This is a genomic window from Saccharothrix isguenensis (genome assembly GCF_052936305.1).
On record NZ_CP193626.1, the window covers coordinates 5,209,714 to 5,221,847 of the forward strand.

11 protein-coding genes are annotated in these 12,134 nt (G+C 72.9%); all 11 read right to left on the reverse strand.

Annotation, left to right across the window (positions count from 1 at the left end; all coding sequences use genetic code 11):
• Nucleotides 1-1,054: 1,054 nt before the first annotated feature.
• Complete coding sequence (locus ACRAKI_RS23140; RefSeq protein WP_447002596.1) at nucleotides 1,055-1,822, reverse strand: thioesterase II family protein; 768 nt, start codon at nucleotides 1,820-1,822, stop codon at nucleotides 1,055-1,057.
• A 37-nt stretch (nucleotides 1,823-1,859) separates the two neighbouring features.
• On the reverse strand, nucleotides 1,860-2,057 hold the full coding sequence (locus ACRAKI_RS23145; protein WP_447002597.1) for an acyl-CoA carboxylase epsilon subunit: 198 nt from the start codon (nucleotides 2,055-2,057) through the stop codon (nucleotides 1,860-1,862).
• The gene (locus ACRAKI_RS23150) at nucleotides 2,054-3,664 is read right to left on the reverse strand and encodes an acyl-CoA carboxylase subunit beta (RefSeq protein ID WP_447002598.1); all 1,611 of its coding nucleotides are present in this window, start codon (nucleotides 3,662-3,664) and stop codon (nucleotides 2,054-2,056) included. Before ACRAKI_RS23150 ends, ACRAKI_RS23145 begins: the two co-directional genes overlap by 4 nt.
• A gap of 157 nt (nucleotides 3,665-3,821) precedes the next feature.
• A complete protein-coding gene (mftE, locus tag ACRAKI_RS23155) occupies nucleotides 3,822-4,532 on the reverse strand; it encodes a mycofactocin biosynthesis peptidyl-dipeptidase MftE (protein WP_447002599.1) in 711 nt (236 codons plus the stop codon).
• On the reverse strand, nucleotides 4,529-5,881 hold the full coding sequence (mftF, locus tag ACRAKI_RS23160; RefSeq protein WP_447002600.1) for a mycofactocin biosynthesis glycosyltransferase MftF: 1,353 nt from the start codon (nucleotides 5,879-5,881) through the stop codon (nucleotides 4,529-4,531). The genes mftE and mftF overlap by 4 nt, the downstream gene beginning before the upstream one ends.
• The gene (locus ACRAKI_RS23165) at nucleotides 5,878-6,663 is read right to left on the reverse strand and encodes a mycofactocin-coupled SDR family oxidoreductase (protein ID WP_447002601.1); all 786 of its coding nucleotides are present in this window, start codon (nucleotides 6,661-6,663) and stop codon (nucleotides 5,878-5,880) included. Before ACRAKI_RS23165 ends, mftF begins: the two co-directional genes overlap by 4 nt.
• On the reverse strand, nucleotides 6,660-7,502 hold the full coding sequence (locus ACRAKI_RS23170) for a mycofactocin-associated electron transfer flavoprotein beta subunit (protein ID WP_447002602.1): 843 nt from the start codon (nucleotides 7,500-7,502) through the stop codon (nucleotides 6,660-6,662). The genes ACRAKI_RS23165 and ACRAKI_RS23170 overlap by 4 nt, the downstream gene beginning before the upstream one ends.
• A gap of 5 nt (nucleotides 7,503-7,507) precedes the next feature.
• On the reverse strand, nucleotides 7,508-7,804 hold the full coding sequence (locus tag ACRAKI_RS23175) for a ferredoxin family protein (RefSeq protein ID WP_447002603.1): 297 nt from the start codon (nucleotides 7,802-7,804) through the stop codon (nucleotides 7,508-7,510).
• Nucleotides 7,801-9,105, reverse strand: a complete 1,305-nt coding sequence (locus ACRAKI_RS23180; RefSeq protein ID WP_447002604.1) for an FAD-dependent oxidoreductase — start codon at nucleotides 9,103-9,105, stop codon at nucleotides 7,801-7,803. The genes ACRAKI_RS23175 and ACRAKI_RS23180 overlap by 4 nt, the downstream gene beginning before the upstream one ends.
• Nucleotides 9,102-10,103: a mycofactocin-associated electron transfer flavoprotein alpha subunit gene (locus ACRAKI_RS23185; protein ID WP_447002605.1), complete on the reverse strand. Its 1,002-nt coding sequence runs from the start codon at nucleotides 10,101-10,103 to the stop codon at nucleotides 9,102-9,104. Before ACRAKI_RS23185 ends, ACRAKI_RS23180 begins: the two co-directional genes overlap by 4 nt.
• Nucleotides 10,104-10,174: 71 nt before the next feature.
• The gene (locus tag ACRAKI_RS23190; protein WP_447002606.1) at nucleotides 10,175-12,133 is read right to left on the reverse strand and encodes a mycofactocin system FadH/OYE family oxidoreductase 2; all 1,959 of its coding nucleotides are present in this window, start codon (nucleotides 12,131-12,133) and stop codon (nucleotides 10,175-10,177) included.
• Nucleotide 12,134 lies beyond the last annotated feature (1 nt).

A 12,134-nucleotide genomic window follows, 5' to 3' on the forward strand; every position in this document is an offset into this window, starting at 1 on the left:
TGAAGCCGCTTGCACTACGTCATTCGGGCGAGACATCCCAGGCGTTCGCCGCGAAGAAGATCGCCCCCATGCAGGGCAACGTACCGTTGCCCGATTGGAAGTTCCACTGTTGCGAAGGGTTGGAGATCTGCTGATTCCGATCGTGGGAACACAGGGTGACATCCCGCATAACAGCAGGTCAAGGCTTCACGTTGACCGTACGGCGGGAGCCGACCGGGCAATAGCCGTGCCCCTCGGGACCGCTCCGACCCCACTCCGGCCGAAATAACGGGGGCATCGATCGACGTGCAATGGACGCGGAATGCATTTCGGAATTGTTTTGCCCGGATGCACTGCCGACCGCGCGGCACAAGAGGAGATCCGAATGCGTCGACTACCACCCGCCGGGACCGCGCGAGCGGATGCCCGCCGTGCCGAATGGGGCCGATTCGACACGGTCGCGACCCGGAACACGACCCCCGGCGCACAGCCACCGGACCCGGGGTCGCGCCACCGGAACCCGCCCAGCAGGCACGACAGCACGGGCACTGCACCATCGCGGCGACGAGCGCCGCACCGAAGTGCAGATGCCCCCGACCGGCGTAGCCAGGAATTCCCCCAACCCCATCGGAAGTGGCGAACAAGCCACATCCCGGCCCCGGCAAAGCGATTCATACATACTTATGTTTCATACGGAGGTATTAATTCGTACGCAGGCGAACGATGTCACGTTCCGCAATCCTCGACCACGCCGCGAACTTCATCCGCCTACGGCGTGCGTCGATGTCGGGCACCTTGGGAGCAGGGCAAATCCCAGGACAGGACGACCCCGGACGCGTGTATTCGATGGCGCGAAAACCACCGCCTGCCACTACGCAGCGTAACAAGATTTGGTGCGAAGTCCGTCGTGCGAAACGGCGGACGGGCGGCAGGTGGTCACGCAACGCGCCCATCCGGCGCACCGCGGATGCCCAGCGTCACCGGCGCGGGCGGCGTCTTGATACGCGGTCCTCCGTCAACCACCGACGCGCGCACCGATACGGGTTTCCGTTGCGAGGCGAGGCGGTCCGAACGGTCACCGGGACGGCGAGGGTGCGACCGTCCGCAAGGTCGCGGTGATCAGGTCGAGCACACCGGCGACCTGGTCGGCGAGGAAGAAGTGCCCGCCGGGGAACACCTCCAGTGTGAACGACCGGTTGGTGTGGCGCTCCCAGGCGGCGGCCTCGTCCATGGTGACCTGCGGGTCGTCGTCACCGGTGAGCGCCACGACGGGGCAGTCCAGGCGCGGGCCGTCCGGGCAGCGATAGGTCTCGATGGCCCGGTAGTCCGCCCGGAGCGCGGGCAGCACCATGCGCAGGAGCTCGTCGTCCGCCAACACCTGCGGGTTCGTGCCGCTCAACTCGCGCATCTCGGCGATCACCCCGTCGTCGTCCGCCAGGTGCACCCGCTCATCGCGCCGGCACGACGGCGCACGACGGCCCGACGCGAACAACACGCGGGGAACCAGGCCGAACCCGCCCAGCCGCCGCGCGACCTCGAACCCCAGGGTGGCGCCCATGCTGTGGCCGAACAACGCGAACGGGCGGTCGAGCCACGGCCGCAGGTGCTCCGCGACGAGGTCGGCGAGCACTCCCAGGTCGTCCACGCACGGCTCGGCACGCCGGTCCTGCCTGCCGGGGTACTGGACGGCCAGCACCTCCACGCCGGGCGTCAGGGCGCGCGCCACCGGGAGGTAGAACGGCGCCGACCCACCGGCGTGCGGCAGGCACACCAGGCGGATGCCGGCGAGCGGGGCCGGGTGGAAGTTCCGGACCCAGGGTTGCGAGGCGTCGGCGGGGTGCATGGCGTGGATCGGCCTTCCGTTCGCACTGTCGTGCCGGTCATCGGTGGGCCCACGCACCGGGTGCGCGGTAGCCCTGGTCAGACCACGTCGTCCGGCCCGCGAGACAGTGCCGGTCAGGAGTCGAGGGGGTGCGCAGGGCGAGCAGCGCCACGGTGAGCGCGGCCAGTTCCTCCGCGGTGGGCTCGCCGCCCACGACGGTGAACAAGGGCTCGTCCCGGCGCTCGGCGTCGCTCACGTCGGCGGGTTCCCGTGCTTGCGGGCGGGCAGGGTCGAGTGCTTGCCGCGCAGCATGGCCAGCGCGTCCACCAGGGCGGCCCTCGTCCGCGCCGGGTCGATGACGTCGTCGACCAGGCCCCGTTCGGCGGCGTAGAACGGGTGCATCAGCTGCTGCTGGTACTCCTTGATCCGCTGCGACCGGGCGAGGACGGGGTCCGGCGCGGTGGTGATCTCCCGCCGGAACACGACGTTCGCCGCGCCCTCCGCGCCCATGACCGCGATCTCGTTGGTGGGCCAGGCGAAGGACACGTCGCAGCCGATGGACCGCGAGTCCATCACGATGTACGCGCCGCCGTACGCCTTGCGCATGATCACCTGAACCCTGGGCACGGTGGCGTTGCAGTAGGCGTAGAGCAGCTTCGCGCCGTGGCGGATGATGCCGCCGTGCTCCTGGTCGCGCCCGGGGAGGAAGCCGGGCACGTCCACCAGCGTCACCAGCGGGATGCTGAACGCGTCGCAGGTCTGCACGAACCGCGCGGCCTTCTCCGACGCGTGGATGTCCAGCACACCCGCCAGCACCGACGGCTGGTTCGCCACGATGCCGACGACGTGGCCGTCGAGGCGGGCCAGGGCGCACACGATGTTGGTCGCCCAGTGGGCGTGCACCTCGAAGAAGTCGCCGTCGTCGACGATCTCCTCGATCACGTCGCGGATGTCGTAGGACACGGTGCCGGAGGCCGGCACGATGTCCAGCAGCGCGTCCGTCCGCCGGTGCGGCGGGTCGGTGCTCGGGACCACGGGTGGCAGCTCCCGGTTGTTGGACGGCAGCAGGGAGAGCAGGTGCCGGACCTCGGCCAGGCACTCCTCCTCCGAGTCGTGCACGAACCCCGCCGCGCCGGACACCGACACGTGGACGTCGGCGCCGCCCAGCTCCTCGGCGGTGATCCGCTCGCCGATCACCGACTGCACCACGTCCGGACCGGTGATGTACATCTGGGAGATGCCGCGCACCATGAACACGAAGTCGGTCAGCGCGGGCGAGTAGGTCGCGCCGCCCGCGCACGGACCGAGCATGACGCTGATCTGCGGGATCACCCCGGACGCGCGGACGTTGCGGGTGAAGATGCCGCCGTAGCCCGCCAACGCCGTGACGCCCTCCTGGATGCGCGCGCCCGCCCCGTCGCTCAGGCACACCAGCGGCGAGCCGGCGGACTCGGCGAGGTCCATCAGCTTGTGGATCTTCGCCGCGTGCGCTTCACCGAGCGAGCCACCGAAGATCCGGAAGTCGTGTGCGTAGGCGAACACCGTGCGCCCTTCGACCAGGCCCCAGCCGGTGATCACGCCATCCGTGTGCGGGCGGCGGTCCTCCAGCCCGAAGCCGGTTGCGCGGTGCCGGCGGAACTGCTCGACCTCCGTGAACGTGCCGGGGTCGAACAGCAGCTCCAGCCGTTCCCGGGCGGTGAGCTTCCCCTTGGCGCGTTGTGCCTCGGTCGCCTTCCGCGAAGGGCCGGCGTGCACCGCCTCGCGGGCCGCCTCCAGCTCGGCCACCTTCGACCGCAGGTCGTCGAGCCGTTCGGTGGCCGGCGCCGGGTGGGGCACCGTCTCCGGCCTCATGGCCTTGGTCATCGCTCTCCCATCCACTCGACTGGCGCGAGTCGGGAACGGCTTGACGCGGGTGTGCGCGGAGCCCGAGTCGCCTGGGGTCTGGTCGACTTGTTCCCATGGAACCACTCCGCTCGTCCGCCAGCGTCCCCACGTTCCCCTTATCCAGGAACGCATCCCCCTAATGTCCTTTGTGGACTTCCTTTCGGCGCAGGTGCTCGTGGAAGCGGTCCGCTCCGGCGACAAGGGATCGGGTCCACCCGTCGAGGATGCGGTGTCCGTCCTGCGCCGAGGCCGAGGTCGGGTCGCCGAGCACGCCGTTGCGCGTGACGGGCCGCAGCCCGTGTTCGCGCAACACCCCGATCAGCTCCGGCAACGGCCTGACGTCACCGGGTTCCAGCCGGTCGAGCCGCACGGCTCCGGCACGCAGCACGAGCATCACGGACGTCTCGGTGTGCCCGGCATGGCTGTCCGCCGGTGGGCCGACCGGGGACCACACGCGCACGGACCGCCCTTCCGCCGACGCCGCGGCCACCGTCCGGCGCAGCGGCACGGCGTTGCCACCGTGGCCGGACACCAGCAGCACCCCGGCGAACGCCTCCGCCGACCGCACCAGCTCCAGCACCAGCAACTCCACCGCCCGCTGACCGATCGAGAGCGTGCCGGCGAAGCCCGCGTGCTCGCCGCTCGACCCGTACGCCACCGCGGGCGCCAGCACGGCCCACGACCGTGCGGCGACCACCCGGCGGGCGAGTTCCACCGCGATCTCGGTGTCCACCGTGGCGGGCAGGTGCGGCCCGTGCTGCTCGGTCGCGCCGACCGGCACCACGAGCACGCTGCGCGCCGCCAGCGCGGCCACCTCCGGCCAGGTCAGGTCTTCGAGCGCGGTCACCTCGGCGGCAGTTTGCCGGGCCAGTCCACCAGCTCCGGCAGCAACGGCCTCACGGAGCGGTGCTTGGCGCACCCCCACCACACGCCGCAGCCGTACGCCAGGTCGTCCACGGCGCGGAGGAGCACGAACCGCGCCGGGTCCAGCTCCACCTGGCTGTTCCGCCACTCCGTCAGGTGCCGCCCCAGCGACACGGCCAGCACCCGCCGTCCGCGCTTCGACCTGGCCAGCAACGGCATCGCCACCGGCGCCCACGCCCTGGTCAGCGTGTCGAGGACCTGCGTCCCCGCACCGAGGTGGCCTTCCAGCGCGAGCCGCAGGGAGACCATCGCGGGCACCTCGAACGGGTCCAGCTTGCGGGGCAGCAGCGCCGCCGAGCCGAGCGCCACCGCCGCACCGGCCACCGGCCGGCCCATCGCGGCGAGCGCCCAGGTCGCGGCACTCCACGGCGACATCTTCAGCGGTGCCACGGCCGGACCGTGCCGAAGGCCCAACGGCGCCGCACCGGTCCCGTAGTCGAACCGCTGGCGCAGCCACTTCCGCCACGTCGACCGCGGCTCGTGCGCGACGGTGGACCCCGGTTCGTAGCGCACCAGCCGACCGGAGGCGGCGATCCGCCACACCAGGTCGACGTCCTCGCCGAAGCGGAGCCGTTCATCGAAGCCGCCCATCTCGCGCAGCACGGACAGGCGCATGACGATCGCGGCACTGGGCATGTAGCTGAGTCGGGAGCCCGGCCGCACCGGTCCCGGCGCGCCGCCCAGGTCGAGCGGGGACCGGGTCACCTCGTAGCGGGCCAGCGCGGTGCGTCCCGGCACGCTGCGCACCCTCGGCGCGACCAGGGCGACCTCCGGGTCGGCGAAGTGCGGCAGCAGCGCGTCCAGCCAGCCGGGGTCCGGGTGGACGTCGGCGTCCAGGAAGGCCACCAGGTCGGTGCGCACCAACTCGGCGCCGGCGTTGCGGGCGGCGGCCGGGCCACGCGCGGTCGGGTGTCGGAGGGTCGCACCGGGCACGGGACGCGCCGATCCGTCGTCCACCACGATGCTCGCGGCGACGCCGTCGATCGAACGCAGCTCACCGCGCTGGTCGCGGACCGGCGTGACGACGGTGACGTCCGCGGCGGTCGGGCCGTTCTTGTAGACCGGGTGCATCGCACCGGCGCGCACCAGCCGCTGCGCCAGTGCCAGCCGGGCCGGGTCGGCGCCGACCGGATCGCCGTCGACCCACGACCGGACGGCTTCCGCACCCGCCGCCGACATGCGCAGCAACCGGTACGGCGACCCGCCGAGGATCACGCGGCCTTGGGCGAGGACCCGGGTGCCCCCGTCGAGGCGAAGCCACAACTCGCTCATGCGGTGAACCCTCCGTCGGCGTGCAGGACCGTTCCGGTGACCGCCGCGGACTCCGTGCCGCAGAGCCAGCACACCGCGGCGGCGACCTCGTCCGGGTCGAGCAGCCGCTCGACGAGGTGGTGGCCGGCGAACTCCGACACGTCCGGCAGCCCGTACAGCGCAGCGGTCGCGGTCAGCATGTCGGTCCTGGTCGAGCCGGGCGAGACGGCGGTGGCGGTGATGCCGGTGCCGCGCAGGTCGGCCGCCAGGCCGCGGGTCAGGCCGACCACGGCGTGCTTGGCGGCGTTGTACGCGGCGAGGCGCCACAGGCCCCGGTGCGCGGCGGCGGAGGCGATGGCGACGAACCGTCCCGAGCGCGGATCCGGACGGCGCAGCAGTGCGGGCGCGGCGGACCTCGCCAGGTTCAGCACACCCCGGACCCCGGTGTCGAAGAGCGCGTCCCACTGCTCGTCGGTGGTCTCCCACAGCGGCGCTCCGCCGGCCATCACGGCCGCCGCGGCCACGGCCGCGTCGAGGCCGCCGAACTCCTGTTCCGCCAAGGCGACCGCGGCGTCCACCGCGGACTGGTCGCGCACGTCGGCGACGACGTCGAGCACCTGCCCCGGCCACTTGCCCGCCAGCGCGGCCAGCTCGGCGCGGGTGCCCAGGGGGTAGTCCACGCCGGGCAGGTCGGCGCCCACGTCGACCGCGACGACGTGCCAGCCCTGGTCCGCCAGCCTCCCGATGACGGCCGCGCCGATGCCGCGCGCCGCGCCGGTGACCACTGCCACGCGCCCGGTCACGGCAGGTACCCGTGCTCGGTGAGGAACGCCAGCAGCTCGTCGGCGGCGGCCTGCGGGGTCTGCGGCGTGACGACGCGGGAGCGCACCTCGGCGCCGGACGCCCCGATGAAGGCGTGGATGCGCTCCCGGGGCGATTCCACCGTCGCCCCCGGCAGCTCCCGGGGTCTCGGCCGGTACGGGCGCACGGAGGTGACCGTCACCCTGGTGTCGTCGGACACCGGGCAAGGCAGGACCGGGATCACGGCGTCCTGGGCCGCGAGCACGGCGGACAGGGCGCCACGCCGCAGTCGCACGCCGGCGGGCTCCACCGAGCACACGGCGGGGTACCCGATCCGCAACCGCTCGCGCCGACCTCCGTCGAGTCGCCGGACGCCGTGCAGGGTGCCGTCCGTCAAGCTCAAGTCGGTGAGGCCGAGCGCCTGGTGGGCGTCGAGGTAGGCGGCGAGGAACGCCGGGGTGGTCCCGGTGCCTCGGTCCGACGAGCGGTCGCCGCACAGCACCACGTCCGGGGTGCCCACCGCCCGCAGCCCGGCGAGCAGCGCTGCCGCCGTTCGGCTGCCGTCGTCCGTGTGGTCGTGCACCGGGCCGTCCACCCGCAGCACCTCGTCCACGCCGACTTCGAGCGCTTCCCTCAGCACGCTGTCCGCTCCGGGCGGGCCGATCGTGACGGCGACGCTGCGGGCGTCCGGGAGCGCGGCGGTCAGGCGCAGGGCGTGTTCCAGCGCGCAGCGGTCGGCTTCGGACAGCCCGCTGGTGAGCGGGTTGTGCCGGACCTGCGCGGTGAGCCGGTCGACCGAGGCGTGGCGGTCGGTCCAGCGCAGCGCGGCGGCGACGAGCATCGTCCTCATCCCTTCGTGAAGACGACGCCCTGGCCGCCGTCCGGGTAGGTCCAGGTGATCGCGCCGGGACTGTCGCACACGAGGTAGCAGGTGCCGCACTCGAAGCAGTGCTCGTAGTTGAACAGGATGCCGCCGTCCGCGGTCGGCACGAACAGGTCAGCGGGGCAGGCGTGCACGCACACCTGAGAGGTGCAGGAGGCGCAGATGTCGCTGTCCACCTCGATGTGCGCCCGTTCGCCGACTCGGAACTCCACAGTGGACATGACGTCGTCGAGCGATCGGCCGGTGTAGCGCTCGTTCATCCGAATCCCCGCATCCCGGTCACGGCGTCGCGCACGAGTTGCCGCAGCCGCAGGCCGTTGTCCTTCGCGCTGCGCCGCAGCAGCCGGCGCAGTCCCGGCTTGGGCCGGGGGTTGTCGACCTGGAACATCGACTGGGCCAGGTCGCACACCATGCCCGGGTACTGGTGCTGCATCCGCTCGGACGTCACCAGGCCCGGGATGTCGCGCAGCTTGCGGTGGTCGGCGAGCACGAAGGAGCGTTCCAGCGCCTTGCGGTAACCGGCGAGCCCGCGCTTGGACGTGTCGCCCGCGGCCAGTGCCCCGACCGCGCTGCGCCCGGCCTGCGCGCCCGAGCCGATGGCGAAGTTCACGCCTTCCAGCCAGATACCGGCCGCCAGGCACAACCCGGCCGCGTCACCCGCGATGAGCAGGCCGTCGTCGGCGAGCCGGGGCAGGTTGCGGTAGCCGCCCTCCGGGATGAGGTGTGCCGAGTACTCGACCACCTCGCCGCCCGCGACGAGTGGCGCGATCGACGGGTGCCGCTTGAGGTCGGCGAGGACGGTATCGGGGCGGATGCGCGCGGCGGCCAGGCCGGGCAACGTCAGCACGACACCGATCGACACCTCTTCGCGCTGGGTGTAGAGGAAGCCGCCGCCGGGGACGGCGCCGGTGCAGCCGAGCATCTCGATGTCCACGCCCTCGTCGCCGCGCACCGCGAACCGCTGCTCGATCGTCCTGCGCGGCAGGGCGATGGTCTCCTTGACCCCGAGCATGGTGTGCTTCGCCTGGCCTTTGACGTCGAACAGACCGGCTTCCTTGGCGAGGAAGGAGTTCACGCCGTCGCAGGAGATCACGACCCCGGCGCGCACATCGCCGTCCGGCCGGTCCGTGCGGATGCCGGTGACCTCGCCCCGGGGGCCGCGCAGCAGGCCGGTGGCGACGGTGGAGGTCACCAGCACCGCGCCCGCGTCGACCGCGAGCCCGGCCAGCCAGCCGTCCAGGTCGGCGCGGTGCACGGTGGCGCCGTTGTAGGGCGGTCGGCCCCAGTCCTGGGTGCGGAAGTCGATGGTGAGGGCGCGGTCCTCGGTCATGATCATGGTGGAGCGGCGGGTGACCCAGCGCTGCACCGGCATGTGCTCCCACCAGTTCGGCACCAGGTCATCCAGCACGCGGCCGTAGACCACGCCGCCGTAGACGTTCTTCGAGCCGGGGAACGGTCCCCGCTCCACCAGTGCGACCGAACGACCCGACCGCGCCACCTCCAGGGCTGCCGCCGACCCCGCCGGTCCCGCGCCGACCACCACCACGTCGAAGTCGTTCATGCGCCCAACCTCGCGGCCAGTTCGGACAGCACCGCCGGCGCATCGGCCACGATGCCGAGGTGCGCCATGGCCGTCATCGGACAGGATCGGTCGCTGTTCACGCTCACCACGTGCTCCGGCGTCCCGAGCCCACTCGTGTGCTGCACCGCGCCGGATATCCCGAACGCCACGTAGAGCCGGGGGTTCACCACGACACCGGTGGTGCCGATCTGCCGCTCGGCGTTCATCCAGTCCGCGTCGGTGACCGCTCTGGTCGCGCCCGCGGACGCCCCGACCGCCTCCGCCACCCGTGCCATCACCGCCACGGCGTCCGCACCACCCACTCCCGCGCCGGCGCCGAAGATGCGCGGTGCGTCGGCGAGGTCCACGGTGGCGGGGTCGGGTGCCAGCACGTCCTCCACGGTCGGGTCGCGGCCGTCCTCGGTCCGGTGAGCCGTGGTCAGGCACACGACGTCGGGCGTGCCGTCGACTGCGGGGGCGTCGCGGACGCCGGGGAGGAGCGTGGCCACGAACGGGCCTTCGACGGTGAGGTCGACACTCACCCGGGCGTCCCAGCGCACGACCTCCGCTCCACGGTCGGACACCCGTGCCGCACCGGGCAGCAGCGGGCGGCCGAGCGCGACGGCCAGTCGCGGGGCGAGGTCACGGCCGTCGGGTGAACCCGGCAGGATCACGCAGTGGTGGGCGGCCAGCTCGGACACCAGTTCCCGCGCCCACCGGCAGGGTGCGAACGCCCCGGCCTCGACCAACCTGCCTGACCGCAGTGTCCGCAGCCCTTCAGCCGCGGCGCGGGTGCCGGTGCCGACCACCAACGCCACCCCACCCGCCTCGGCGACGGCTTCGTCCGCCCCGAACGGCAACGCGCCGTCGCGGACCGGCACCACGGCAACCCGCCGGGCGCCGGCCTCCACCTCCGGGGCGCCGTCCTGGCCCGGTGCCGCCGCGACCTCCGGACCGCCATCCCGCCGCGACACGGCCGCGACCTCCTGTCCGCCCACGGCCGCGTCCTCTCCGAGCGCACCGCGAACAGGGGTGCCGCCGCACTCGGGCGCCATCGGCTGCCGCCCGCTCACAGCGCCACCGCCGTCCGGTACCCCTCGGCCACCGCCGAGTCGGCCCGACGCGGGGTGAGGCAGTCGCCGATCCGGTGCACCTCGAACGGCGCGTTGTCGCGCAGGTCGTGCCACAGGCCGTCCTCCGGGTCCTGGTGCACCGCGCACACCACCCAGTCGTACCGCTGCCGCTCCGTCGCCCCGGTGGTGTGCGTCATCACCTCGACCAGCACCCCGCCGTCGTCCACCGCGTCCGCCCCCATCACCACCTCGTCGGTCCCCTGCCCGATGCCCTTGGCGTGCGCGCGAATCGTGAAGGTCTCCAGGTCCAGGGTCAGGCCGAGGTCCTGGCCGACGACCATGCCCGGCGTGCTGATCCGCACCGCCGCCCCGCGATCAGCGAGGAGTTCGGCGACGGACGTCGCCTGGTGGAAGCCCAGCTCGTCCACCACCAGCACCTCGCCCGTCGGGTCCGCCCGGCCCTCCAGCACATCCCGCACGTCGACCACCCGCGCCAACTCCCCCGCCCACCAGGGCCGCTTGGGCCGGGCGCCGGTGGCCAGCACGACCACCTCCGGCGCCTCCGCCCGCAACCACCCCGCGTCGACCGCCACGTCCGTCTTGATGTCCACCCCGGACCGCCTGCACTCGGCAACCAGCCCGCGCACCAGCTCGCCGAACTCCACCCGCCCCGGCACGGTGGCCGCGACCGCGACCTGCCCACCCACCTCGCCGGCACGTTCGAGCAGCGTCACGTGGTGCCCGCGCTGCGCCGCGGTCGCCGCCGCCTTCAGCCCTGCCGGACCACCGCCCACCACGTGCACCCGCCGCCCGCGCCGCCGGGGAGTCGGCAGCACGACCGTCTCCCGACCGGCACGCGGGTTCACCACGCAGCCCAGCCAGCGCCCCATCCCGACCCGGCCGACGCACTCCTGGTTGCACGACAGGCACGCGTTGACGTCGCCCGCGTGCCCGGCACGCGCCTTCGCGGCGAAGTCCGGGTCCGCGACCTGTCCCCGCACCACCCCCACCAGGTCGCACCGACCCTCGGCGAGCGCGCGTTCGGCCTGCGTCGGGTCCTTGATCCGCCCCGAGCCGACGACCGGCAGCCGCACCGCCTCCCGGATCGCGCTCGCGATGAACAGTGCGTACCCCGGCGGGATCGCCATCGAGGCTTCGATCATGAACAACGTCGAGGTCGCCACGCCGATCGAGGTGTTGACGTAGTCGACCGAGCCGGTGGCCTCGACCATCCTGGCGACCTCGACGGCCTCCTCGATCGTCGTGCCGTGCTCGATCAGCTCGTCACCGCACAGCCGCACCCCGAGCGCCCGGTCGGGCCCGATCGCCGACCGCACCGCGTCGATGATCTCCAGCAGGACGCGGGCGCGGTTGCGCAGCGATCCGCCATAGCCGTCCGTGCGCAGGTTCGTCGCGGGCGACAGGAACCCGCGCACGATCGACGAGTGCGAGCACTGCAACTCGACCCCGTCGAACCCGCCTTCCACGCACTGCGCGGCCACCGTCCGGTAGCCGGCGACGACTTCGGCGATCTCGCCGTGGTCGATCGCCTTGGGCACCTCGCGGAACAGCGGGTCGGGCACGGCGGACGGCGCCCACACCGGCAGCCGGGAGTACATCGAGGACGCCTGGCCGCCGTTGTGGTTGAGCTGCGCGAAGATCGGGACGCCGTGCGCGTGCACCGCGTCGGTGATCCGCCGGTAGCCGGCCACCGCCTCACGCCGGAAGCCGTGCACCAGCTTCTCGTACGGCCAGTCCGTCGGGTGGGTGGAGTGCTCCTCGGTGATGATCAGCCCGGCGCCGCCCGCGGCCCGCGCGGCGTAGTACTCGGCGTGCTCCTCGCCGGGCAGCCCGTCGCGGGCCTGGTTGGTCAGGTGCGCGGCGAACACGATCCGGTTGGGCACCACGACCGGTCCGATCCGCAAGGGCGAGAAGAGGTAGCGGTAGCGCGACACG

What these genes read in the sequence shown, in the direction of transcription:
- ACRAKI_RS23140 (WP_447002596.1), bottom strand. Translation starts at nt 1,822, where the DNA reads ATGCACCCCGCCGACGCCTCGCAACCCTGGGTCCGGAACTTCCACCCG.
- ACRAKI_RS23150 (WP_447002598.1), bottom strand. Translation starts at nt 3,664, where the DNA reads ATGACCAAGGCCATGAGGCCGGAGACGGTGCCCCACCCGGCGCCGGCC.
- mftF (WP_447002600.1), bottom strand. Translation starts at nt 5,881, where the DNA reads ATGAGCGAGTTGTGGCTTCGCCTCGACGGGGGCACCCGGGTCCTCGCC.
- ACRAKI_RS23170 (WP_447002602.1), bottom strand. Translation starts at nt 7,502, where the DNA reads ATGCTCGTCGCCGCCGCGCTGCGCTGGACCGACCGCCACGCCTCGGTC.
- ACRAKI_RS23175 (WP_447002603.1), bottom strand. Translation starts at nt 7,804, where the DNA reads ATGAACGAGCGCTACACCGGCCGATCGCTCGACGACGTCATGTCCACT.
- ACRAKI_RS23180 (WP_447002604.1), bottom strand. Translation starts at nt 9,105, where the DNA reads ATGAACGACTTCGACGTGGTGGTGGTCGGCGCGGGACCGGCGGGGTCG.